The 22670-nt window shown below is 35.1% G+C and carries 26 protein-coding genes and 2 riboswitches; of the genes, 14 read left to right on the top strand and 12 right to left on the bottom strand.

The window, feature by feature from the left end; genetic code table 11:
• Positions 1 to 115: 115 nt before the first annotated feature.
• Positions 116 to 550, bottom strand: coding sequence for a hypothetical protein (locus tag AZF08_RS15270; RefSeq protein ID WP_033679235.1), 435 nt, complete (start codon positions 548 to 550; stop codon positions 116 to 118).
• 359 nt (positions 551 to 909) lie between these two features.
• Between AZF08_RS15270 and AZF08_RS15265 the strand changes: the two genes are divergently transcribed.
• Positions 910 to 1413: a lipoprotein gene (locus AZF08_RS15265; protein WP_033679236.1), complete on the top strand. Its 504-nt coding sequence runs from the start codon at positions 910 to 912 to the stop codon at positions 1411 to 1413.
• A gap of 17 nt (positions 1414 to 1430) precedes the next feature.
• Here AZF08_RS15265 and AZF08_RS15260 read toward each other — a convergent pair whose 3' ends face one another.
• Positions 1431 to 1646 (bottom strand): DUF3951 domain-containing protein, encoded by a 216-nt coding sequence (locus AZF08_RS15260; RefSeq protein WP_033679238.1) that lies wholly within the window; start codon positions 1644 to 1646, stop codon positions 1431 to 1433.
• 236 nt (positions 1647 to 1882) lie between these two features.
• Positions 1883 to 1988, top strand: a riboswitch (SAM riboswitch).
• A 138-nt stretch (positions 1989 to 2126) separates the two neighbouring features.
• Here AZF08_RS15260 and AZF08_RS15255 point away from each other — a divergent pair.
• The 5 genes from AZF08_RS15255 to AZF08_RS15235 are packed head-to-tail and all read left to right on the top strand — an operon-like array spanning position 2127 to position 7403.
• On the top strand, positions 2127 to 3044 hold the full coding sequence (locus tag AZF08_RS15255; RefSeq protein ID WP_033678592.1) for an ABC transporter permease: 918 nt from the start codon (positions 2127 to 2129) through the stop codon (positions 3042 to 3044).
• 14 nt (positions 3045 to 3058) lie between these two features.
• Entirely contained in the window at positions 3059 to 4063 is a 1005-nt protein-coding gene (locus AZF08_RS15250; RefSeq protein WP_033678594.1) for an ABC transporter permease, read from the top strand.
• The gene (locus AZF08_RS15245) at positions 4020 to 5030 is read left to right on the top strand and encodes an ABC transporter ATP-binding protein (protein ID WP_033678597.1); all 1011 of its coding nucleotides are present in this window, start codon (positions 4020 to 4022) and stop codon (positions 5028 to 5030) included. The genes AZF08_RS15250 and AZF08_RS15245 overlap by 44 nt, the downstream gene beginning before the upstream one ends.
• Positions 5027 to 5800, top strand: a complete 774-nt coding sequence (locus AZF08_RS15240) for an ABC transporter ATP-binding protein (protein WP_033678599.1) — start codon at positions 5027 to 5029, stop codon at positions 5798 to 5800. The genes AZF08_RS15245 and AZF08_RS15240 overlap by 4 nt, the downstream gene beginning before the upstream one ends.
• A gap of 13 nt (positions 5801 to 5813) precedes the next feature.
• Entirely contained in the window at positions 5814 to 7403 is a 1590-nt protein-coding gene (locus AZF08_RS15235; RefSeq protein ID WP_033678602.1) for a peptide ABC transporter substrate-binding protein, read from the top strand.
• A gap of 35 nt (positions 7404 to 7438) precedes the next feature.
• Here AZF08_RS15235 and AZF08_RS15230 read toward each other — a convergent pair whose 3' ends face one another.
• Positions 7439 to 7906, bottom strand: a complete 468-nt coding sequence (locus AZF08_RS15230; RefSeq protein WP_033678605.1) for a YusW family protein — start codon at positions 7904 to 7906, stop codon at positions 7439 to 7441.
• Between the two features lie 182 nt (positions 7907 to 8088).
• On the opposite strand from AZF08_RS15230, the gene AZF08_RS15225 reads away from it, so the two are divergent.
• From AZF08_RS15225 to AZF08_RS15210, 4 genes are all read left to right on the top strand, one after another.
• Complete coding sequence (locus AZF08_RS15225; RefSeq protein WP_033678608.1) at positions 8089 to 8988, top strand: helix-turn-helix transcriptional regulator; 900 nt, start codon at positions 8089 to 8091, stop codon at positions 8986 to 8988.
• 20 nt (positions 8989 to 9008) lie between these two features.
• Positions 9009 to 9542: a DUF5823 family protein gene (locus AZF08_RS15220; RefSeq protein ID WP_033678610.1), complete on the top strand. Its 534-nt coding sequence runs from the start codon at positions 9009 to 9011 to the stop codon at positions 9540 to 9542.
• 85 nt (positions 9543 to 9627) lie between these two features.
• On the top strand, positions 9628 to 10209 hold the full coding sequence (locus AZF08_RS15215; protein ID WP_033678612.1) for a TetR/AcrR family transcriptional regulator: 582 nt from the start codon (positions 9628 to 9630) through the stop codon (positions 10207 to 10209).
• A gap of 53 nt (positions 10210 to 10262) precedes the next feature.
• Positions 10263 to 11402: a YhgE/Pip domain-containing protein gene (locus AZF08_RS15210; RefSeq protein ID WP_033678614.1), complete on the top strand. Its 1140-nt coding sequence runs from the start codon at positions 10263 to 10265 to the stop codon at positions 11400 to 11402.
• Positions 11403 to 11482: 80 nt separating this feature from the next.
• Here AZF08_RS15210 and AZF08_RS15205 read toward each other — a convergent pair whose 3' ends face one another.
• The 3 genes from AZF08_RS15205 to proC all read right to left on the bottom strand — a co-directional run bounded on the left by AZF08_RS15205 (position 11483) and on the right by proC (position 15165).
• A complete protein-coding gene (locus tag AZF08_RS15205; protein WP_033678615.1) occupies positions 11483 to 13123 on the bottom strand; it encodes a peptide ABC transporter substrate-binding protein in 1641 nt (546 codons plus the stop codon).
• Between the two features lie 143 nt (positions 13124 to 13266).
• Positions 13267 to 13371: riboswitch (SAM riboswitch) on the bottom strand.
• A gap of 155 nt (positions 13372 to 13526) precedes the next feature.
• On the bottom strand, positions 13527 to 14360 hold the full coding sequence (locus AZF08_RS15200; RefSeq protein ID WP_033678617.1) for an aldo/keto reductase: 834 nt from the start codon (positions 14358 to 14360) through the stop codon (positions 13527 to 13529).
• A 1-nt stretch (position 14361) separates the two neighbouring features.
• The gene (gene proC, locus AZF08_RS15195; RefSeq protein WP_033678618.1) at positions 14362 to 15165 is read right to left on the bottom strand and encodes a pyrroline-5-carboxylate reductase; all 804 of its coding nucleotides are present in this window, start codon (positions 15163 to 15165) and stop codon (positions 14362 to 14364) included.
• 208 nt (positions 15166 to 15373) lie between these two features.
• On the opposite strand from proC, the gene pnuC reads away from it, so the two are divergent.
• A complete protein-coding gene (gene pnuC / locus AZF08_RS15190; RefSeq protein WP_051725937.1) occupies positions 15374 to 15865 on the top strand; it encodes a nicotinamide riboside transporter PnuC in 492 nt (163 codons plus the stop codon).
• A gap of 70 nt (positions 15866 to 15935) precedes the next feature.
• Here the strand turns inward: pnuC and AZF08_RS15185 are convergent, their stop codons facing one another.
• The 3 genes from AZF08_RS15185 to modA form a co-directional block, all read right to left on the bottom strand.
• Positions 15936 to 16787 carry a GRP family sugar transporter gene (locus AZF08_RS15185; protein WP_033678620.1) on the bottom strand — a complete coding sequence of 284 codons (852 nt, stop codon included), beginning with the start codon at positions 16785 to 16787 and terminating at the stop codon, positions 15936 to 15938.
• 540 nt (positions 16788 to 17327) lie between these two features.
• Positions 17328 to 18002: a molybdate ABC transporter permease subunit gene (gene modB, locus AZF08_RS15180; RefSeq protein ID WP_033678622.1), complete on the bottom strand. Its 675-nt coding sequence runs from the start codon at positions 18000 to 18002 to the stop codon at positions 17328 to 17330.
• 5 nt (positions 18003 to 18007) lie between these two features.
• A complete protein-coding gene (modA, locus tag AZF08_RS15175; protein WP_033678625.1) occupies positions 18008 to 18814 on the bottom strand; it encodes a molybdate ABC transporter substrate-binding protein in 807 nt (268 codons plus the stop codon).
• Between the two features lie 132 nt (positions 18815 to 18946).
• Between modA and AZF08_RS15170 the strand changes: the two genes are divergently transcribed.
• Complete coding sequence (locus AZF08_RS15170; RefSeq protein ID WP_033678627.1) at positions 18947 to 19894, top strand: helix-turn-helix transcriptional regulator; 948 nt, start codon at positions 18947 to 18949, stop codon at positions 19892 to 19894.
• Between the two features lie 64 nt (positions 19895 to 19958).
• Here AZF08_RS15170 and AZF08_RS28750 read toward each other — a convergent pair whose 3' ends face one another.
• The gene (locus AZF08_RS28750; RefSeq protein ID WP_082246206.1) at positions 19959 to 20066 is read right to left on the bottom strand and encodes a DUF3948 family protein; all 108 of its coding nucleotides are present in this window, start codon (positions 20064 to 20066) and stop codon (positions 19959 to 19961) included.
• A gap of 258 nt (positions 20067 to 20324) precedes the next feature.
• A complete protein-coding gene (locus tag AZF08_RS15165; protein ID WP_033678629.1) occupies positions 20325 to 21191 on the bottom strand; it encodes a LysR family transcriptional regulator in 867 nt (288 codons plus the stop codon).
• 138 nt (positions 21192 to 21329) lie between these two features.
• Here AZF08_RS15165 and AZF08_RS15160 point away from each other — a divergent pair, with 138 nt between their 5' ends.
• Both AZF08_RS15160 and AZF08_RS15155 read left to right on the top strand, forming a co-directional pair.
• Entirely contained in the window at positions 21330 to 22298 is a 969-nt protein-coding gene (locus tag AZF08_RS15160; protein ID WP_033678631.1) for a DMT family transporter, read from the top strand.
• A gap of 26 nt (positions 22299 to 22324) precedes the next feature.
• Positions 22325 to 22465 (top strand): YrzO family protein, encoded by a 141-nt coding sequence (locus AZF08_RS15155; RefSeq protein ID WP_017154289.1) that lies wholly within the window; start codon positions 22325 to 22327, stop codon positions 22463 to 22465.
• A gap of 138 nt (positions 22466 to 22603) precedes the next feature.
• Here AZF08_RS15155 and AZF08_RS31295 read toward each other — a convergent pair.
• Positions 22604 to 22670, bottom strand: a 67-nt coding sequence (locus AZF08_RS31295; protein ID WP_153019538.1) for a DUF3948 domain-containing protein, incomplete at its 5' end; no start/stop codon positions are given.

Below are 22670 nucleotides of genomic sequence, written 5' to 3'. Positions count from 1 at the left end.
ATCGTAAGTTATTCTAATTTTCCCCATAGAAAAATCCCCTCCATAGTAAACAGATTAATGTGCTTTCTTTTTACTGTCTACTATAAGGGGATCATATCATATTACCGGGTTTTTATTATTTTTTTTGAAGTATGTGATACATATTATTCATAATTGCATCGTATAAAACGGCCAATTTATCCCACACCCAGCGATTTGAATCAACTTCCTTTTCTCCGCAGTCAATAATATCTGTATGGTCTGTAATTCTATAGGCTCTTTCTACAATGATAGGAGCGATTTTTGGTACACGAGGAATGTTTTTTAAGATATCTGCAAAATTTCCAATATAGACATGGCCGATAATTTCAATTGCTAATGATTCATCAGAGATGTTTAGGAAGGTACCGTATTGATTTGTATGTTCTTGTTTTAAGTATTGAGCGAGTTTAAGTGGAGCGTTTTTCTTCTTTAATATGCGGCGAAGGCTTTCTGTATTTTCGATATGAAGGGATCTTTCACGAATGAGAACAGAAATTTCTGTTTCCATAAACATTATTTTATTGTACATATATATAAATCTCCTTTTATTTTGTGAAAATGGATAGACAAATTGTAATAATTATTGTTTTATTCATATATCAGTCTATCACGTTCTACTCTATATATGTGCTTACAGTTTTGTAAGGTGGTACGTGACATTGTGGAGATGCTGATTGTATAAAGTGACGATACTGTGACAAAAATGGTGGTATGTGTATAAAAGTGAGGTCATTAGTGCAAAGTTTGAATGGTTCTCGTTATAATAACAAGTGGAGATAACATGGAGGCTTTTACGGGCTGGTTATTCCTCTTTTCTGAAGTGGATTTTACTGTACCGCCCGCGAATAGCGAGATAAGTAGTAGATGTAGATAAAAGGAGAGTAAGAGATGAAGAAAATGTGGGGTATTATCTTGCTTGGAGCTATGCTTCTTTTAGCAGGATGTAATGGAAATAAGGATACAAAAGAAACAAAAGAAAAAGTAGAACAATCGGCAGATCAGAAAGAAGATATGAAAGTATATCGTGATGTACATAAAAAGTATGATGAGAAAATGAATAAAGAGTTAAATGAAGCGGTAAAATTATGGGGAGAAGCGAAGGAAAAGGGAGGAAAGACATTAGGACATGCGCAATTTAAAGAGGATGTACAAAGAGTGACAACAAGTATGTTAGAAGATATTGATCGTATACGTAAAGAAATTCGTGTTCCTAAATCAAAAGAACAAGAACATAAGTTGTATATTGGTTTTTTAGATGAGACGGAACAAGCAATGAAAAAATTAGAGAAATTAGCGAAAGATGAAGATTCATCATTAATTCGTGATGTAGAAGCTCACTTTTCAACAGCTTCAGGGTATTATAAACGTTTTCAACAAGAAGCTCAAAAATAACCTTGCGCATTGCAAGGTTATTTTTTCTTTTTCCCATCTCCGTCTTCATCTTCAGTCACTAAAATTTTCTGCTCTTCATGAAATTCCGAAATGGTTTGTCCAGTAATGTTGTCAAATGGGGTGTAAAAGGAGGTGATGCTTTTCTTTTTTACAAATAATTTATAGAAGCCAATGATAACTAATATTACAATTGTTAACGGTAATCCTATAACGGCCATAAGCAATGGATCCATAGTAAATCTTCTTTTCATAAGAAGGCATAATTTTATTCATTCTCTACTTTATTATAAAGAGAAATTTTAATAAAATGATATGAATGGTATCCTTATGGTTACTCGTGGTTACATCTATAAAGAGAAGTGTATTTGGAAACTTATTTTTCTAAATATATCCATTTTTATTGACTTTTCTTTTTTTCAGAATTATAATTCAAAATATACAATTCGAACTAAATAATAATATAACGATTTACTTATCCAGAGAGGTAGAGGGACTGGCCCTATGAAACCTCAGCAGCGGGTTCTGAAAGATGAACACCGTGCTAATTCCAGCAAGCAAGGCTTGAAAGATAAGTGATGGGCATAGAATTATTAAGCCTTGATCTTATCTTTTAAGATCAAGGCTTTTTTGTATTATGAAAAAGGGAAAAGAAGTAATTTGAACAAATACGCAAATAATACAAAGTAAATTCATGTGTTTAGGAGGTTATGTGGATGTATGTTTTAAAAAAGCTATCAATTATGGTGTTTACACTATGGATTATTACTACTGTGACATTTTTAATTATGCATATTATACCGGGCGATCCATTTTCATCAGATGCAAAGATTTTCCCGGAGGAAGTTGTTCAAAATATGCGGGCGAAATATCATCTTGATGAACCGTTATGGAATCAATATGTCACCTATTTAGATGGGGTTATTCACTTTGATTTTGGGGAATCTGTTCAATCAACAGGTCAAGGGGTAGCAGAAATCATCACGACTGGTTTTGGACCATCAGCCATTATTGGTTTACAAGCATTTGTTATTTCATTATTAGTTGGAATTGCAGCAGGAACATTTGCGGCACTATATCACGGCAAGGTGATTGATTATGGTGTGAGTTTACTTGCGATTCTTGGAATCTCAATTCCGAGTTTCATTTTAGCACCGTTATTTATTCAATTGTTTGCGATTCAATTTGAATTACTCCCAGTTGCGTCTTGGGGCACATTTGCTCATACCGTATTACCATCTTTTGCATTAGCGTTAGGACCGATCGCTGTTATTACGAGATTTGTTCGTTCTAACATGATTGAAGTTCTGCAGAGTGATTATATTAAGCTAGCACGAGCAAAAGGAATACCGATTCGAACAATTATTGTAAGGCACGCACTTCGAAATGCAATCGTTCCAGTACTTACATTTGTAGGTCCACTAATGGCAGGTTTGTTAACAGGAACGTTTGTTATTGAAAAAATCTTCTCGATTCCCGGACTAGGGAAATATTTTGTAGACAGTATTTTTAACCGAGATTATCCCGTTATTCTGGGGACGACGGTTTTCTATAGTGCACTGTTAATTGGTTGTATTTTTATTACTGATATTATTCATCGCATAATTGATCCGCGTATTCGTTCTATTACGTGAGGAGGGGAATTTAGATGAGGGCTTACGAATTTGATGATCAGCCATTAACGGCTGAGGATAAGAAAGCATTGACGGCGAATAAAGACCAACACACAATTAGCCGTAAAAAAGAAGTATTTCAAAAGTTCATGTCAAACCCGATAGCAATTATAGGAGCTATTACTTTACTATTAATTATTGTTTTTTCACTTATCGGTGAAAGTGTAACTTCATTTAGTGCGAATGAGCAAATAAAAGAAGCGACAAATTTGCCGCCTAGTAGTGAACACTGGTTTGGAACAGATGAACTAGGACGAGATGTTTGGGCGCGGACCTGGGCTGGCGGGAAAATCTCGCTAACAGTTGGGTTAATAGCAGCTGCACTTGATATTGGACTAGGTGTACTTATTGGAGGTTTTAGTGGGTATATACAAGGACGTAATCGCCTTGGAACATTAATTGATGAATCTATTGTACGCGGTATTGAAGTATTATACGGTATCCCATACTTACTAATTGTTATTTTATTATTGATTGTGATGGAACCAGGACTTTTTACTATTATTCTTGCTCTTGCATTAACGGGATGGATTGGAATGGCAAGACTCATTCGTGCACAGGTGCTCTCGTTAAAGCAAAGGGAATTTGTCATTGCTGCTGAGCGACTAGGAACATCCCATATGAAGATTATTTATGGACATTTAATTCCAAACTTAACAGGTATTATTATCGTAAATTTATCATTTACAATTCCAGCTGCTATCTTCTCAGAATCATTCTTAAGTTTCCTAGGACTTGGAATTCAATCTCCAGCCGCAAGCTGGGGGACGATGACAAATGATGCGCTTGGGACGTTATTGAGCGGAGAATGGTGGCAACTCTTTTTCCCAGCGTTAATGATTGCGTTAATTATGTTTGCATTTAATGCCATTGGTGATGGTTTGCAAGATGCGATTGATCCAAAAATTGTAAAACGAAATCGAAAGGGGAAAGAACATGGGACAGCTCTTATCTTTAGAAAACGTAACGTTAGCCGTTGAGAAAGAGAATAGTACGCAAGCAATTGTGAAACATGTTTCTTTTTCTATCGACGAAGGTGAAATTGTTGCACTTGTTGGAGAAAGTGGTTCGGGAAAAAGTGTAACTGCACAATCAATTGTTGGATTAAATCAAGAGTCAATTAATATCGATGAGGGGAATATATCTTTTCAAGATGGAGAGTTAACAAGTTTACAAGAAACAGAATGGAATCAAATTAGAGGGAAAGATATTTCCTTTATATTTCAGGATCCACTTTCATCGTTAAATCCAACGATGAAAGTAGGAAGACAGATTACGGAAGTTATTTTGCAACATGAGAAGAAATCGAAGAAAGAGGCGAAGGCAATTGCAATTGAGTTGCTAGGTGATTTAGGGATACACGAACCGGAAAAACGCTTTGAACAATATCCACATCAACTAAGCGGAGGTATGAGGCAACGTATTTGTTTAGCAATTGCATTTGCTTGTCATCCAAAGATTGTAATTGCAGATGAGCCTACAACTGCATTAGATGTAACAATTCAAAAGCAAATTATGGAGTTATTAAAAGAACGAAAAGTAAAACAGCATACGAGTATTTTATTAATTACGCATGACCTTGCTCTCGTACGCGAAGTGGCAGATCGGGTTGTCGTGATGTATGGAGGGCGTGTCGTTGAAAAAGGAACAATTCAAGAAGTAATTGAATCACCTCAGCATCCCTATACGAAAAGTTTATTACAGGCAATTCCAAATATGGATGATTCCGAAAAAGTACTCCATGCAATTGAGGGAACAACGCCATCGATTGAAACGTTAAACAGTTTTGGTTGCCCGTTTGTGAACCGTTGCCCGGTCGCGATGAAAGAATGTATCCATCGTTTTCCGCAGGAGACATCATATTCACCAGAGCATATTTCACATTGCTGGAAGCATATTGCTGAGAAAAACAAAGGCAAATCAAAAGAGAAGGTGAATGCCTCATGACAATAGATTTAATTACAGTGAAGCAAGTAACAAAAACATATGGAGATAAGGGACGAGAGATTGCAACGTTAAAAGATATATCACTATCCATACCAAAGGGAACAACTCTTGGAATTATCGGAGAAAGTGGTTCTGGTAAAACAACACTTGGAAAGTTAATTGCTGGAATTGAAAAGCCTTCCTCTGGTGAGATTGATTATAATGGACAAGTTGTTCATACGCTTAAATCAAAGGAAAAGCGTACATTCTTACAAAAGGTACAATTTATTTTTCAAGATTCTACTGCGGCATTAAACCCACGCTGGAAAGTTCGAGATAGTGTAACAGAAGGATATATCTCGTTTGGGTTAGGAGATAAGAAAGAAAAGGATCGAATTGCTGGCGAAGCGTTAGAGCGTGTGGGATTAGATAGACGATATATTGATCGTTATCCACATGAATTCAGCGGTGGTCAACGTCAGCGTATTGCAATTGCACGGGCGCTACTATGTGAGCCTGAAGTGTTAATACTAGATGAACCTATTTCAGCATTGGATGTTTCTTTACAAATACAGGTTGTGCATTTGCTACAGCAAATCCAAAAGGAACAAGGCTATACATATTTGTTCATCGCTCACGATTTACCGATGGTGCATTATTTATGTGAGAAAGTAGCTGTCTTATACAAGGGGGAACTTGTTGAATTTGGAGACACGGATGAAGTTTTCCGTAATCCACAACATTCTTATACAAAAACATTATTAGAATCCACACCAAAAATTTCAGGCTAAAGGAGAATGTAGGATGAAGAAGTTTTTAATTTTTGCCATTATGACAGTTTTAGCGATTGCTTTGGTCGGTTGTGGTAAGAAAGAAACATCAAAAGCAAGTGCTAGTAAAGGAGATCGTTTTGTAACGAATCTTGGTAGTGATCCTTATACTTTAGATTCAGCTATTTCAACAGACAATAACTCGAATTATGTAATTGAACACTTATTTGCTAGTTTATATAGACAAACAAGTGATGGGAAAATCGAGAAAGATTTATTAGACAAGGAAGAAGCGAGTTCAGATGGAAAAGAATATACATTCCATTTGAAAAAAGATTTAAAATGGTCTGATGGTTCACTACTGACAGCTAAAGATTTTGAATTTGCTTGGAAACGCATATTAAATCCTAAAACAGGATCTATGAATGCAACAGAGTTGTATTTCATTAAAGGTGCAGAAGCATTTAATACTGGAAAAGGTGCAGAGGATGCCGTAGGAATTCAAGCGATAGATGATCAAACACTGAAATTACAATTTGATCACCCAGTACCATCTATTAAACAAAAATTAGCACAGTCATTATTTATTCCGCTTTCTAAAAAATCAATTGATGACAAAGGGAAATTGAAAACAGATCCAAAAGGATTACTTACAAATGGGCCATTTAAATTGAAAGAGTGGAAACATAATCAGGCGGTTGTTGTAGAAAAAAATAAAGATTTTTATGATAAAAAGGTTACATTAAAAGAAATTGAGTTCCGCATTATTCCAGAGTCTAAAACTGCTTATCAATTATATAAGTCAGGTGAATTGGATTTAGTATCTAAATTGTCACAAGATGCAATTGAAAAAGAGAAAAATAATAAGGAATACAAAAAAATGCAAGATTTCTCAACAAGCATCTACTCATTTAACTCAGAAAAAGCACCATTTACAAATGCAAAAGTTCGTAAAGCATTTGCACTAGCGGTTGATCGTAAATTTATTGTAGAGAAAATCATGAAAAATAATGCAAAAGAAGCATATGGATTTGTTCCGGAAGGTGCGAAAACAGAAAGTGGCCGTGATTTCCGTAAAGAAAAAGGAGATTACTTTAAATATGATCCAGCGGCTGCAAAAGCGTTGTTAGAGGAAGGAATGAAGGAAGAAGGGTGGACTACACTTCCAGAAGTAACATTGAAACATTCAGACCAGAAAAAAGTGGCGGAAGCACTTCAAGAAATGTTCAAGAAAAGCCTTGGAGTAGATGTGAAACTAGAAAGTAAAGAATGGAAGAGTTATATTGATATGTATAAACAAAGTGATTTCCAAATTGCATACATGGGATGGGGTGGATCATTCCTAGATCCAAGTGCGACATTAGAAATTTATGCAGGTGACGGACCAAGTAACTATGCAAAATGGTTCAATAAAGATTACGATAATTTAATTAATCAAGCAAAAGTAGAACAGGATGAAAATAAACGTTTCGATTTATTGCATCAAGCAGAAGACATTATGTTTACAGAATATCCTTTAATTCCGATTCTGTTCCCAACAGATTCTTATTTGCAAAAATCATCTGTATCTGGTCTAGAATATATTATTGGTTCTGAACCAAGCTTACGTCATGCGAAAAAATAACCCAAAATAAAGAAGTAGGCAACTCGCCTACTTCTTTATTTAATTTCCTTCTTATACTCTTTCTTCGTTCCATCAGAAAAGACAACTTCTAAATCAAATTTTTGATAGTCTTTATCGAGCTGGAATACATCCATTACTTGATCGATTACTTCTTGATCAGGTGTGTCTTTATCAAATGTTAGCTTTTGTAGAAGAGGACTTAGTTTTGTGACCGCTTCGTCGCCAGTTAGCTTTGCATCAGTTTTATGGTCTTCAATTTTTGCTTCCATTTTTTTGTCGGCTGCTTTATTTTTATAGTCAGCTTCGTAATCTTTTTTCGTATCTTGATAATCCGCATCTAAACTAAATTCATTAAAGTTAAGCTTCAAATCAGCAGGTGCTTCATTTTTTGCATTTTCTGTTGTTTTCTTATCAGAAGTTGCATCCTCTTTTTTAGGTGGAGTACACCCTGTTAATGCAGGTACTAGCATAAGTGCTAATAAAACTGAAAGTAAAATTCTCATTATATATTCCTCCTTGTTGTATCTTCCTTCCATACAAGTTTTTCCCAATTTCATGTAATTATGTATGTGAGTATAATAATTTATTTTCTTTATGTGTCATGGGATAAACGGTATATTTCGCAATTTAAATCAAAAATAAATTGTATGTATATGGTAAATTGAGAGTGTAAGGAGGGGCTGAAATGTATGAGGAATATAAAGATGTGATTAAAAAAGCAATTACTTATATTGAAGAACATTTAGATGAAGAGTTAACAACAGAAAGAGTAGCTTCTTATAGTGCAGTATCGATGTATCATTTTCATCGTATATTCCAAGGGCACCTTGGAATGAGCGTTACAGAATATCTTCGCAAGCGTCGGTTGACACATGCTGCGCAGGCATTAGTAATGACAGGTAGATCAGTTCTGGATATTGCTATGCAATATGGTTTTTCTTCACAGGAGGCATTTACAAGATCCTTTAAAAAGATGTTTCATTTGCCGCCGAGAAGATATCGTACGTACTTTCAATCGTTTTATATAGAAAGAGAGGGAGTTGCTATGCAAAAAGGATTACCAAAAGGGTGGGTATTAAGCGGAAGTCATCCTGGGGAATATGAAATGGGATTAGATTATCAAAGTGTTCATCAAGGAAAAACAGCAGCTTATATAAAAGCCAAAGAGGATGTTACACATGGTGGATTTACAACACTTATGCAAATGTTTAAAGCAGATCAATATCGTGGTAAACGTTTGCGTCTAACGGCATTTATTAAAAGTAAAGGTGTGAAAGACTGGGCGGGATTATGGATGCGTGTTGATGGAAAAGATACAGAGCCATTAGCTATGGATAATATGCAAAATCGTCCAATTAAAAATACGACAAACTGGCAGCCTTATTCAGTTGTACTGGATATAAAAGAAGAAGCGCTCGGCATTGCATTTGGCATTTTATTATCAGGAGAAGGCTGCATATGGGCGGATGGTTTTCGATTGGATGAAGTGGATGAAAAGGTGCCATCAACGGATTTGGCGAAAAATTTTTATGAGACTCTTTCGGAAGAGCCTATAAATTTACTATTTGAAGAAGTAGAAGAATAAGAAAAGGTGAGAAAGAACACATGTGGAAAATGTTATTTTATTCAATCACAGAATTATTAAAGTTAGAGACTCCGTTTTATTTCTTTATATGGTTTTTTGTACTATTTATAATTGGTGTGCTGGGTGAAATGATAGAAATAATAAGGAAAAGAAAACTGCTTTTAAAATCTTTAATTACAGCTAGTGTGGAATGTTTACTAGCTTTACTTATTTGTATAGGTGTTGGTATTCTATTATTTCGTATCATTCATTTTATATTTCCAAGTCAAATTGAACCTTATGATGTTGCTTATGGAAGATGGTTAGCGCTTATTGCACTAACACTATTTACGGTTATCGGTTTTTTAGTAAAGACCACAAAACAAAAGACGAGGATATGGTTGCACCCTATTGGAGTGATAGCTCAATTCCTCTTTTTTATTATAGGAGTTTGGGGAGCAATTACTATATTTCAGCCGTCTTTACATATAAGTATGCTAGTTCTGTTTTTATTTAGTTTGATATTAACCATCATTCAAATTTTTGGCTGTTTATACGAGTACCATTCTTTATGAATTTATAAAAAGTGGATTGACAATGTTCAGAAAAGTTATATAATCTAAATGTAAGTGATCACTTGCATGAGGAAGAGAGGATTGTATGGCACGCACAAAGACAGCAGAAAAAATTATTCAAGCAGCAATTGAGTTAGTGAAAGAAAAAGGATATAAAGCAGCAACAACAAAAGAAATCGCGATGCGTGCTGGCGTCAATGAAGTAACCATATTTCGAAATTTTAAAAATAAAAAGGGCATCATTGAAGCAGCTGTTTATGAATTTTCATATGTGCCGCATTTAAAACAGTTTTTACAAACAGAAATTGTGTGGGAATTAGAAACGGATTTGAAGAATTTAGCAAGGCACTATCATAAATTTTTGAATGAAGCGAAAGACATCATTTCTATCGGTATACGTGAAACAGGCGAATTTCCTGAATTAGATGATGAAATTTCTAAGATACCAAAAGGACTAAAAGAAGAATTGATGATTTATTTTGAAAAGATGCAGAAAAAGGGGAAAATTATTGATACAAATATTGAAGCACAAGTAATGAACTTCATATGGATTAATTTTGGTTATTTTCTATCCAAATTACGCTTTGAAAATCGACTCATAGAAATCAATGATGAGAATTTTATTGAAAATAATATAGTGTTATATGCTAGGGCATTAAGACCCTAGTATTTATTTAAAATTGAATGCAAGTATGTACTTGCTTGCGAAAGGGTGAGAAGATGAATATATTGAAAAAGTTTTTAAAAATACCAGGTACGTATGTAGGGATTGTGGTGGCGTTGGCTTTCCAACTTATTTTCTTTTGCGTTTGGTTAACAGGGTATGATGGAGTAAATGAAAGAACGGATCAAATGCAAATCGCTATTGTGAATCAGGATACGAACATAGGAAGTAAAATAGCAGAAGGATTACAGAAGAACCTGCCTTTTCAAGTAACGAAAGAGAAGTCTATGGAAAAAGCAAAAGAAGAAATGGATGAACATGTATACGATATGATTATTGAAATTCCTGCTTCTTTTTCAAAGGATATAAGTGAACAAGGAAAGACAGATTTAAACTTTCATATTAATCAAGCAAACGCTATGATGGCAAAGCAGATGATGGAAGGAGTCGCAAAACAAGTTCGTGATAATGTAAATAAAGAGGTATCAAGCTATAAACGGCAAGTAGTTGCTGGAAAATTACAAGCTGCGGGACCAGGCAGTGTAGAAGCAATAAAAGGATTAACAGAAGACTCAGTTGGATTTACGATTTATAAAGTGAATGATGCAAAAGGATTTTCTGTAAATATGGTACCGCTTATGATCGTGTTAGCTTCATTTGTAGGAGCGATGATTATGGGTATGGAGTTATCTAAAGTGGCAAAACAGGTAGAGGGAGGGTGGAGTAATTTCTTATCGCGACAAGTAATTAACGGCATAGTATCCACTTTACTTGCATGCATTACAATTGTTTTAATGAAAGGATTTCAAATTGAAGTGCAAGAAACAGTATGGAATGTGTGGATATTCCAAACCATTGTCTTTTTTGCTTTCCTATCATTAACGCAGATGTTTCTCACTTTATTTGGAAATGCGGGTATGTTGTTTAATATTATTTCGCTATCATTACAACTTGTAAGCTCTGGTGTGATGGTACCACATGCGATGCTATCAAAAACATATCAAACAATTGGTGAATTATTTCCCGCAACATATGCTGCGAATGGTTATTATACAATAATATTTGGTGGTGGAGAGTTAAAAGGTAATGTTATCTCACTATTATTTATAATCGCTATTACACAAATGGCGGCGCTAGTTGCTGTGGGGATATCAGTAATATTAAAAGGAAAGAGGAAAGTAGTAAAAGAAGCATAAAGAAAAGGGTATCCGTATGAGGGATACCCTTTCTTTTACTGATTGAGATTATTCCTACAATTTACTTCCGCAAGATTCGATTATTTTTCTATTTTTGCCCATTTAAAGTTTAATTGTCCTGCAAAGTCCACTTGTACAATACCTTTGACATAAGAACGCTCTAGATAAGATTCACCTTTTTGGTAGAGTGGGGAAATTACAGAATCCTTAAATAAGGTTTTTTCTGCTGTTTGTAAAGCTTCCCAACGAGCTTTTTCATCAGCAGCTAAATCAGTTTTTACTTTTTCAATTATGCTATCAAACTCTTTGTTAGAGTAATGATCTAAATTGTAAGGATTATTTGTTGTGAAAAGTTCTAGGAACGTGATTGGATCAGCAAAGTCTGGGCTCCAGCCATCGATTCCAATTTCATATTCACCTTTTAATAATAATGATACTTGTTGTTTACGTGGCTGAGTTTTTATATTTACTGTTAATCCATCTAAATTCTTTTCTAGTTGTCCTTTTAAAAATTCACCTGTTTTCTTATCAAGATCAGAATCATTTGTAAGTAGTTCTAATGTTATTTTTTCGGAGCCCAGCTCTTGTTTAGCTTTTTTCCATAATTCTTGAGCTTCTTTTGTATCTGTTTTTGTTAAATTACCATTTATAGATCGGAAGTCTTTACCATCTGGTCCTTTTGCGAAATTCTTAGGAACGAGACTGTAAGCTGGTGTAGAACCATCATTTAGTAATGTGTTTACAAATGATTTTTGATCGATTGTTTTATCAATAGCTTGGCGCGCATAAACATTTTGTAGAATTTTATTTTGCTGATTCATACGTAAGAATTGGACACCTACGTTTGGGCGTTCTTTGAAGTTTTTATCTTTACGGTATTTATCAACAAAATCAGATGTTAATTTCACACGATCTAGTTGTTTTGATTCAAATAAATTTACTTCTGTTGATTTTTCTTTTACCACATTGAAGTTAACTTCTTCAAGTTTTACGTTATCTTTATCCCAATAGTTAGGGTTCTTCTTAAATTTAAAGCTTTGTTCATGCTTCCAATCACTTAATGTAAAGGCTCCATTATAGATAATCTTATTATCCTCTAATGCATATTTATCGCCTTGCGATTTGAGGAATTCTTCATTAATCGGTAGGAATGTTGGGAACGCTGTTAAACTAATAAAGTATGGAACAGGACGCTCTAATTCAACTTCAAAAGTGTGATCATCGATCGCCTTTACACCGAGTTGATCAACCGGAAGTTCTTTACTATTAATCTTTTTCGCGTTTGTAATATCAAAGAATAAAAATGCATATTCAGAAGCTGTCGCTGGATCAACAGCACGTTGCCAAGCAAAGACAAAATCTTTTGCTGTAACTGGTGTGCCATTTGACCATTTAGAATCACGTAAGTGGAATGTATACTTCGTTTTATCAGTGCTCACTTCATGGGATTTTGCAACACCAGGTACAGGATTGTTTCCTTCTCCTAGATTATACAAACCTTCAAATACGTTTCTCATTACTTGACCAGAGTCAGTATCTGTTGCACGAGCGGTATCCATTGTACGAATTTCTGTAGGAGATGATAAGTTTAATACTTGTTTGTCTGGTGCTTGATCTTTTGCTTTCGCTCCGCTGGCATCATCTTTATAGCTACCGCACCCTGTTAACAAAATACTTGCTCCTAAAACAGATGCGACAGCCGGTGCAAATTTCTTTTTCATGTAAAATTCCTCCTTAAATTGTTTGCTTCTTTTTTAAATGAATGATGAACAATTTATGAGGGAAACAAAAATCCCTCTTTTCTTATCCAGAAAGAGGGATTTTTGTTTATAAGGAATGTGCCCGTATATAAACGAAGTCCCTCATTCTATCTTTCAAGCTTAAAGCTTGCAGGAAGTGGCACAGTATTCAAAATGAACCTGTTGCCGAGGTTTCAAAGGGCCAGTCCCTCCACCTCTCTAGATACAATGAGTAAACAAGTAAGTTTTATTAATTTTTTTGTTTCTTTGATTATTCAAAATCTTACACCTTGACGAATGAACTGTCAATCAAACGGAATGTAGTTGTAATTTTCAGTTTTTTTAAGTTGAAGAAAGCCAACGTGCATGCACATTGGCTTTCTTTCTAAAAGTTAAAATTATTAGGATCTGGACCGACGCGGTGATTTTCATTTAGTGCCTGAATTGCGTTCATGTCTTCGGTGTTTAATTCGAAATCAAAGATATTTGCATTTTCAATAATGCGATGCTCTTTAATTGATTTAGGGATCGTTACAACTTCATTTTGCAGATCCCAGCGTAAAATAATTTGTGCAGTTGATTTGTTATGCTTTGTAGCAATTTCTTGTAGTACTGGATGATCAAGTAGTTGTCCTTGCATTAATGGTGACCAAGCTTCCAGTTGAATACGATGTTCTTTACAAAAAGCATGAAGTTCTTCTTGCGTTAAACGTGGATGGTATTCAACTTGGTTAACCATTGGCTTAATTTCAGCAATTTCTAATACATCTTGTAGGTGATGAATATGAAAATTACTAACACCGATTGCACGAACGCGGCCATCTTTATAAAGTTTTTCTAATGCTGTCCATGATTCGGTATATTTTTCTTTTACAGGCCAATGTACTAAGTATAGGTCTAAATATTCTAAACCTAGTTTTTGTAATGTCGTTTCGAAGGCTTGTAACGTTGACTCATAACCTTGATCACTATTCCATACTTTTGATGTGATAAATAGTTCTTCACGAGGAACACCAGATTCTCGAAGTGCTTGTCCAACGCCCTCTTCGTTTTTATATATCGCAGCTGTATCGATGCTACGGTATCCATTCTTTATAGCTGCTTTTACAGAATCGATTACTTCTGTACCATCTTCAACTTTAAAAACCCCTAAGCCAAACCAAGGCATTTTTACACCATTATGTAATGTTGTGTAATCTTGCAAGCTTGTTAATGTCATATTATTTCCCCCTAGCTTTTTTATTCGTTGCTTCAATTGCTTGGTGAAGGATCTTTGGAAAATTATATTCGTATAAAACTTTTAAACCTTCTGCAGTCGAACCACCGGGTGTTGTTACTTGTTCACGAAGCAGTGCTGGATCCTGCTCTTGCTGAAGCATTGAAGCTGAACCAGCAATCATTTGAATGACAAGATGTTTTGCTGTTGCTTCATCGATTCCATAGCTTTTTGTTGCTTCAATTAAGCCTTCAGCAAAGTGGTAAAGGAAGGCAGGTGCACTTCCAGTAACAGCGGTAAGCTGATGAACTTCTTCTTCCGTACAAAGCTGTGATGTACCAATTCCTTTTAAAAGCAGCTGTAAAGTTTCTTGATGTGTTTCATTTATGGAACGTCCCATTGTATATAAGGAGATAGACTTTCCGATCGTTGCAGCTGTATTTGGCATAATCCAAGCAACAGGTGTACCTTGAGGAAGTTTTTCTTCTAAATAAGACGGACCGATTCCAGCGGCAACCGTCACGACAAACTGGTGAGATAGAAGAGGAGATAACTCCGCTAATAATTGTTCATGTGCAGTAGGTGGCATTGCTAAGACAATGGTATCAACAGATGTGATATGCTGCTTCCAATCATTTGTGATGGAGACACCATATTGTTGCTTTAGTTGCTGGAGTTTTTCTATGTTGCTTCGATTAGACACAATAATTTCTTCGATGTGTTCTTTACTTGTCTTGAGTAGCCCAGCAAAAATTGCTTCTGCCATACGGCCAGCACCAATAAATAAAATTCGATGTTTCTTTGTCATATCCTTTATTCCTTCCTGCTTAGAATATGTTATAAAAAACGATAACATCTTTCAGAGATCTTTGTAAAAAGAAAAGACTTATATAAATCCGTTGTAGAGATTAATACATGTAAAGTAATTATTCAATGAGGATAAGTGATTAGAAAAACATGGAAATAGATAGGTGCCTTCTTTATAATGTGTGTAGAGAAAGCATTATATATTTGGGATGATTACAGTTGCATCTTTTTTATATATCTTCATCACACAAGGGCTATTTGCGATGGCCCTATTAGCAGTATTCCAATTTATATTTAACGTATATGGTTGGTATTACTGGGTTGCACGTAGCGGGGAAGAGGATGTGAAGCCGACAGTTCGCTTAGATGTGAAAGGGTGGATTCTTTATACCATTTTCATTTTAGTTGCTTGGATTGGTTGGGGGTATTATCAAATCCGTTATTTAGGCTCAGTAAGTCCATATTTAGATGCTTTAAATGCAGTGTTAGGACTTGTTGCTCAATTTATGTTAAGTAGGAAAATTCTAGAGAATTGGCACTTATGGATTCTTTATAATGTAGTAAGTATTGTTATTTATATTTCGACTGGTTTATATGTAATGCTAATTTTAGCGATAATTAATGTATTCTTATGTATTGATGGTTTACTAGAATGGAAATCGAATTATGAAAAAAGAGATCATATAAACAATTACGCTTAGAAAGAGATTTTAATAGTAAATAGGAAACCCCCAAAGCGTGCTTTGGGGGTTTTATTAATAGATTGTCTAATTATGATTTTGTCATACCAAGTAGAACAGCACCGCCGATAATTAGAACACTACCTAGCGCAATAAATACTAATTGGCGTTTTGTTTTCTTCTCACCTAAGAAGACGATTGCACCGAATGTTGAGATAACGATTCCAGTTTGAGAAAGTGGGAAGCTAGTTGCGACTCCAACTCGTGGTAATGAAAGAAGCAAGAATAAGTTTCCTGTTCCCCAAAGCAAACCAGATAATGCGTTACGAACTGCATATTTGTTAAATGGTTTATGTTTAGATGTCAGTACAACCGCTCCAACAAACATACCGACTGCTTGTGGTAAAATAGCAGACCAACCATCAATATTGTACCAACGAATAATAATTACATATACAAGGTAGCCGAAAGTAGAAACAATTAAAGTTAAAAGTCCTTTTTTCAGTTGTCCTGGTGGCTGTGCGTTTTCTTTATCATCTAGTGAAGTAAATACAACACCCACTACAATTAATAAGATTGCAATCGTTCCCAGAATAATCGTAGTAGTAGTAGTCCACTCACGAAAAGCAATAACTCCAAAGATAGAAGTTGCAACAAGTTGCATACCTGTAGAAATTGTTACAGTTGTTGAAACACCTAACTTTTCAACCGTTTTTAATTGGTTTACTTGTCCTAAAGCCCAGAATAAACCTGAAATGAAACCAACAATTAAGACTGTCATTGTTAAAGCTGGTTGAGTAAATACATACATAATTGTTGCGAAGAATAGAGCACCGATTGTCATACCTACCGTTTGGCTATATGCACCACCGCCCATTTTTACGCTTACTAATAAGATGTTTCCCCATGCGATTGCAGGAAGAAGCGCTAATAAAATGTCCATTACAAGACTCCCTTCATGCTGTTATATTAATATAATTTAAATCGTTCTAACGATCGGTAATTCTCCACGTAGAAAGTAGAGGCTTACCGATCGCTAAAACATGATGAAGAATTCACGATATAAATGCGTTTTCATTTCTTCATTTTTTCAAACACCTCCATATAATAACAGGAAAGTGTACCTTTTAGAAAGTAAATTCAAATAGAATGTATATTTATATAAATGATAAAATTCTGTTATTTATATATAATAAAAAAGATCTCAGCTTGAGATCTTTTTTTAAAAGGGGGTTGGGGAAATAAAGTTATTAAGCTCTTTTTAGTTAATGAGAAGAGGGGGACAATCCACTTCCCGAAAGCGTTACTTTATGTCTTAATTATAAGAAACATGGACAGTAGTAACTATCGAATTAGCTTACAGGAAGATTCCAGTTTTGTAAGGTGAGGGGCATTACTGCCTACAAATAGCGGGATAAATTGTTTATTCTACAAAACAATTTATTTTTCGGGAAATAAAAAGCAGCTTTTGTCGAAAGCTGCTTTAAGGAGAAGTAATTCTTTTATTAATAAGTTGGATACACAATAAAAATAGGAGTGACATACTAACTGTTATGATAACAAGTGTCCAAGCAAGGTGCATATTACTGGCGTCAATTGCCATATAAATGGCGGTTGGAATCGTTTGTGTTTTTCCAGGAATGTTTCCAGCGAACATAAGTGTCGCGCCAAACTCGCCGAGTGCACGCACAAAACTTAAAATCATACCGCTAAGTAGTGCAGGAAACGCAAGTGGTAGTGTGACGTGCAAAAAGACTTGATATTCACTTGCTCCTAGGTCGCGTGCTCCGTCTTCAATTTGTTCATTGGCAATAGAAAATCCTGTTTTTGCCGATTGGTACATAAGTGGGAATGAGACAACTGTTGAAGCAATGATAGCAGCCCAAGATGTAAACATAATAGAGTGCTGAAATAAGGATTCAATCCACTTTCCAACCGGACTATTATTCCCGAAAATAATAATGAGAAAGAAACCAATAACAGTTGGCGGAAGTACCATCGGTAATAAGAAAACCGTTTCTAATAACACTTTATAACGCCACGAGGAGCGTGCTAATATTCGTCCAATCACTGTGCCGAAAATCATAACAATAATGGTGGCAAGTGCAGCTACTCGCAAGGAAAGAAAAACAGGTGACCAAATTGTATCAAATGCCATGATTATTAAGATAGGATTGTAAATCCATATTTTTTAAAGATAGATTGTGCATCTTTTGACTGTAAATATTCATAGAATGAAGTCGCCTCTTTCTTGTGCTTGGATTCTTTTATAACCCCGACTGGATAGTGGATAGGTTCATGAGAATTAGCTGGTGCTGCATCAGCAATTTTTACTTTGTCTGAAATGAGAGCATCTGTTTTGTATACAATACCAGCATCTACATTTCCTGTTTCTACATATGTTAAAACTTGGCGAACGTCTTTTGTAAATACAATTTTGTTTTGAAGATCATTCCAAAGATTTTCATGTGTCAGAGAAGCTTTTGCGTATTTCCCAGCTGGTACAGATCCAGGTGTACCAATTGCTAATTTCTTCACCTTTTCTTCTTTTAATTCTTGAAATGTTTTAATAGAACTGTCTTTTGGGACAACTAAAACGAGTTCATTTCCAAGAAGATTCTTTCCTTCTTTTTCATTGATAAATCCTTTTTTTACAAGCGTTTGAAATTTGTCTTCTGCTGCAGAAAAGAATAGATCAGCAGGCGCTCCTTGTTCAATTTGTTGCTGAAGTGCACCAGAACCACCAAAGTTAAAGGAAAGTTTAATGTTTGGTTCTTTCTGTGTATATTGTTTTTCGATTTCTTTGAAAGCATCTTGTAAACTTGCAGCTGCAGATATAGTAAGTTCAACTGTTTTATCTTCTGTAGCAGTCGTTTTTTCTTTCTTTTCCCCGCTTGTACATGCTGCACTAAATATAAAAAGGAAAGAAAGCATTAATACCCCGATGTACCGTAACGTAAATTTGTTCATAAATATAATCCCCTTTCTTTTTACCATATTAATTATAACTAATTATAATTAATTATAAATAGATATAATTAATTATAATGTGAAATAAATCACTTTTTGAAAAAATAGGAGAAATTTTCTTTCTTTGTTACAATGAAAAGAGAAAGTGAGGAATCGTCTATGGATCATCATTCCTACACAACGGAAGAAGTAGCAAAGCGACTAAAAGTATCGAAGTTGACTGTGTATGACCTAATTAAAAAAGGGAAACTACCTTCTTACAGAGTTGGTAGACAAATGCGTATTGACGCAGTGGATTTAGAACAATATATTAAGCAAATGAAAACAGGAAAAGTACAAACTACTCCTCCAAAAATAGAAGAAAAGAGTAGAGAAAACGCCTGTGTGATTAGTGGACAAGAGTTAACATTAGATATGCTAGCGAAACATATAGAAGGCCGGTTGCCAAATTCTACTATACTAAGGGCTTACCAAGGTAGTTTAACGAGTTTAATTAAAATGTACCAAGGAGAGGGAAGCGTCGTTAGTTTACACTTGTTTGATGGAGAGACAAGGGAATATAACATTCCGTATGTAAAACGAATTTTAGTCGGACAGCCATGTATTGTAATAAATCTATTAGCAAGAAATGTCGGTTTTTATGTCCAAAAGGGAAATCCAAAAGGAATACAGACATGGGCTGACCTAGCAAATCCGTTTATTCAATTTATAAATCGTGAAAAAGGATCAGGAATTCGTGTACTAGTAGATGAACAGGTGAGAATTCAAAAGTTAGCTAAAGCAAATATTCGAGGGTATGATTGGGAAGAATCAAATCATCTTGGTGTTGCTTCTCAAATTGCTAACGAAAAAGCGGATGTTGGCGTAGGGGCAGAGAAAGTAGCTCAAATTGTGAATGTAGATTTTATTCCTGTTATGAAAGAACAATACGATTTAGTCATTTTAAAAACCGCAGAAAATAAACAGTTAATCGAAGCAATAAAAGAAATTCTGCAATCTAAAGATTTTAAAAATGAATTACGAGCAATTGGTGGATACGATATAAGTAAAACAGGTCAAATTATATATGAAACAAATTGAAAAAGCTGCTTGTCCATAAGACAAGCAGCTTTTTCTCTATATAAAGGGGTTTGGGAAAACAATTTTATAAGACAAGACCTTGAGCAAGTGCGTAAATGAAAGCTGTAAGAAGAGCTGCGCCGCTTGCGAGTCCAATAAAGTCTAATTTGTTAAAGGTGATAGTTTGATTCATATTCATTCTGTCCTTATTTGTTTAATGTAGTAGCAACTGCTTTTGCATCGATTAGAGCAGATAACACCATGCCCATTGTATTTACGAATTTATTTGTTTTCATTTTGTGCATCATATGTATCCGCTCCTTTTCGAATGTGTATTGTTGCCCTGTTTCTGTCTTAATTATATGAAATATAGACAGGAGTAACTATCGAATTAGCTTACGGCAGGATTACAGTTTTGTAAGAAAAAAAGACATTCGTATAAGAATGTCTTTTAAAGCAAGTTTATATGATGGCGCTTCTCGATTGTCTTTAAAAAGCTTCGCATCGAATTGGTCATATAGGTATCTTTACGGCGTATAAAGACAGTTGAAATGCTCCCATATTTTTCAGGAATCGGATGACAGTGAACCTTACCTGTAGTAGAAAGGTGCCGAACGGCGGATTGCGGCACGATTGTAATCCCAAGGCCGAGTGCAACGCTGTTTAAAATCGTCTCTAATATATTAAATTCCATGATTCTTTTTGGAAGTAAACCCTCATCTTTGAGCCAGCGTTCTAGCTTAGAGCGATATCCGCATCCTTGATTAAAGACAAGGAGTGGTGTTGTGATAAATTCTTCTATATGAAAAGCCTTATTTTGTGTGACAAGGACAAGTTGTTCTGTACAAACATCGTATTGTTCTAATAGTGGATGTTTAATAGGTCCTGATATAAAGGCGCCATCTAGTTTATGATCGATAACTTCTTTAATAAGTTCCTCTGTTAAACCTGCTTGCAGTGATAAATCAACATTTGGATATTCTTTGTAGTAAGAAGATAGGATAGTAGGCAATGTACTAACCGTTTCTACTGTACCAATTTTTAAAATCCCAGATGGTACATTGCTATCTAAAAATACTTGCTTCAGTTCTTCGACATCTTGCAAAATTTTATTGACGTAAGTGAGCATTTTTCTTCCTTCTGCAGTTAATGTCATTCCTCGCTTATGCCGGTAAAAGAGAGGGGTTTTTAATTCGTTTTCTAGTTGTTTAATACGTGCTGTAACGTTAGACTGCACATAGTTTAATTCCTTTGCCGCATTGCTAACACTTCCGTGATCTGCAACGCTTTGGAAAATTTGTAAGTCTCTTAGTTCCACTGCGTATTCCTCCTTGTTATCAAATATCATTATAAGTGATAGATAGCATCATTTTGAATCATTTTACGTGATATGTTTTTTCTTTTACAATTCTCATTGTGCAATACATTGAGAATTACATAAAGGCGGGGGATTACGGTGAGAAAAGGTCAAATGATAGTAGGTGCGCTAGCTTGCTTAATTGCGAGTATGTCATGGGGAGCAATGTTTCCTGTTGCTGATCACGCACTAGAGTATATAGATCCATTTTATTTTTCATTCATTCGTTACGGGGCAGTAGCGATTGTATTGGTTTTATTATTGTTGATAAAAGAAGGTAAGAGTGCATTTCGTTTAGAAGGAAAAGGAAAGTTACTCGTCTTTTTCGGAACGATGGCGTTCACTGTATATAATGTGCTTATTTTTTTAGGACAAATGTTAATGGGGAAACCCGGTGTTATGGTAGCGTCTACTATGGAGGCACTTATGCCGATGATTTCAATTGGTATCCTATGGGGATATAAGCATATAAAACCGAAGAAATATATGATTACAAGTATGATTATTGCCTTTATTGGAGCTGTTTTTGTTATTACAAAAGGGGATATGAGTTTCTTTCTTACGTTAAAAGATAATCTGTTTCCACTAGCATTTATTTTCGTCGGTGTTGTGGGTTGGGTAATTTATACGATGGGGGGACAAACATTTAGTGATTGGTCTACACTTCGTTATTCAACATTGACATGTGTATTTGGTACAGCTGTAACAGGTATCTTAACAATGATAATTACAATGTTAGGATATGTACCAGTACCGAGTGTGGAAACGATTTCTATCGTCAAGTATGATTTATTATTTATGATGACATTACCAGGCATTGTAGCACTACTTACGTGGAACTACGGCGTGAAAATTTTATCATCAATTAATGGGATTTTATTTATTAACTTTGTCCCAATTACTACATTGGTCATTATGATGCTACAAGGATATAAGGTAACAACTTTTGATATTGTGGGAACACTTCTTGTTATTACAGCTCTCATCCGAAATAATACATATCAGCGTAAAGAAGAAAATAGGAATAAGCAAGTTTTACAAGAAGAACAGTTGCGCCAAGCTGTCTAATAGACAATGCATTTGGAGGATTTTATATGTTAGAAAGTTTATTGTTTTTCTTTGCTGTTGGAATTGCATGTGAACTTGCAGCGATTAATCGAAATGGTCGTAAGAAGATAAAACAACAAGCTGAAATGATACAGCTTTTAAAAGAATTACATGAAAGAAAAATATAAAGTGAAACTTTAATCAGTGGAAATTCTCTTCATCCCTACTGATTATTAGCTCTCACGAATCAGGGTAAGAAAAAACGACCGGGCATAAACGGTCGTTTTTTCTATCACTATCTATATAAGGGGAAAGGGGACACAAAATTATATAAGCGTAGCAGCATAAATGAAAGCTGTAAGAAGAGCCGAGCCGCTAGCGAGCCCAATAAAG

It is taken from the genome of Bacillus gaemokensis (assembly GCF_001590835.1).
Classification (GTDB): Bacteria; Bacillota; Bacilli; order Bacillales; family Bacillaceae_G; genus Bacillus_A; species Bacillus_A gaemokensis.
This window is presented reverse-complemented; position numbering and strand designations above follow the sequence as displayed.

What these genes read in the sequence shown, in the direction of transcription:
- pnuC (WP_051725937.1), top strand. Translation starts at nt 15,374, where the DNA reads ATGATTACAGTTGCATCTTTTTTATATATCTTCATCACACAAGGGCTA.
- AZF08_RS15215 (WP_033678612.1), top strand. Translation starts at nt 9,628, where the DNA reads ATGGCACGCACAAAGACAGCAGAAAAAATTATTCAAGCAGCAATTGAG.
- modB (WP_033678622.1), bottom strand. Translation starts at nt 18,002, where the DNA reads ATGGCATTTGATACAATTTGGTCACCTGTTTTTCTTTCCTTGCGAGTA.
- AZF08_RS15230 (WP_033678605.1), bottom strand. Translation starts at nt 7,906, where the DNA reads ATGAGAATTTTACTTTCAGTTTTATTAGCACTTATGCTAGTACCTGCA.
- AZF08_RS15265 (WP_033679236.1), top strand. Translation starts at nt 910, where the DNA reads ATGAAGAAAATGTGGGGTATTATCTTGCTTGGAGCTATGCTTCTTTTA.
- AZF08_RS15220 (WP_033678610.1), top strand. Translation starts at nt 9,009, where the DNA reads ATGTGGAAAATGTTATTTTATTCAATCACAGAATTATTAAAGTTAGAG.
- AZF08_RS15245 (WP_033678597.1), top strand. Translation starts at nt 4,020, where the DNA reads ATGGGACAGCTCTTATCTTTAGAAAACGTAACGTTAGCCGTTGAGAAA.
- AZF08_RS15155 (WP_017154289.1), top strand. Translation starts at nt 22,325, where the DNA reads ATGTTAGAAAGTTTATTGTTTTTCTTTGCTGTTGGAATTGCATGTGAA.
- modA (WP_033678625.1), bottom strand. Translation starts at nt 18,814, where the DNA reads ATGAACAAATTTACGTTACGGTACATCGGGGTATTAATGCTTTCTTTC.
- AZF08_RS15240 (WP_033678599.1), top strand. Translation starts at nt 5,027, where the DNA reads ATGACAATAGATTTAATTACAGTGAAGCAAGTAACAAAAACATATGGA.
- proC (WP_033678618.1), bottom strand. Translation starts at nt 15,165, where the DNA reads ATGACAAAGAAACATCGAATTTTATTTATTGGTGCTGGCCGTATGGCA.
- AZF08_RS15200 (WP_033678617.1), bottom strand. Translation starts at nt 14,360, where the DNA reads ATGACATTAACAAGCTTGCAAGATTACACAACATTACATAATGGTGTA.
- AZF08_RS28750 (WP_082246206.1), bottom strand. Translation starts at nt 20,066, where the DNA reads ATGAATCAAACTATCACCTTTAACAAATTAGACTTTATTGGACTCGCA.
- AZF08_RS15270 (WP_033679235.1), bottom strand. Translation starts at nt 550, where the DNA reads ATGTACAATAAAATAATGTTTATGGAAACAGAAATTTCTGTTCTCATT.
- AZF08_RS15250 (WP_033678594.1), top strand. Translation starts at nt 3,059, where the DNA reads ATGAGGGCTTACGAATTTGATGATCAGCCATTAACGGCTGAGGATAAG.
- AZF08_RS15185 (WP_033678620.1), bottom strand. Translation starts at nt 16,787, where the DNA reads ATGGACATTTTATTAGCGCTTCTTCCTGCAATCGCATGGGGAAACATC.
- AZF08_RS15170 (WP_033678627.1), top strand. Translation starts at nt 18,947, where the DNA reads ATGAAAAGAGAAAGTGAGGAATCGTCTATGGATCATCATTCCTACACA.
- AZF08_RS15260 (WP_033679238.1), bottom strand. Translation starts at nt 1,646, where the DNA reads ATGGATCCATTGCTTATGGCCGTTATAGGATTACCGTTAACAATTGTA.
- AZF08_RS15210 (WP_033678614.1), top strand. Translation starts at nt 10,263, where the DNA reads ATGAATATATTGAAAAAGTTTTTAAAAATACCAGGTACGTATGTAGGG.
- AZF08_RS15235 (WP_033678602.1), top strand. Translation starts at nt 5,814, where the DNA reads ATGAAGAAGTTTTTAATTTTTGCCATTATGACAGTTTTAGCGATTGCT.
- AZF08_RS15205 (WP_033678615.1), bottom strand. Translation starts at nt 13,123, where the DNA reads ATGAAAAAGAAATTTGCACCGGCTGTCGCATCTGTTTTAGGAGCAAGT.
- AZF08_RS15225 (WP_033678608.1), top strand. Translation starts at nt 8,089, where the DNA reads ATGTATGAGGAATATAAAGATGTGATTAAAAAAGCAATTACTTATATT.
- AZF08_RS15255 (WP_033678592.1), top strand. Translation starts at nt 2,127, where the DNA reads ATGTATGTTTTAAAAAAGCTATCAATTATGGTGTTTACACTATGGATT.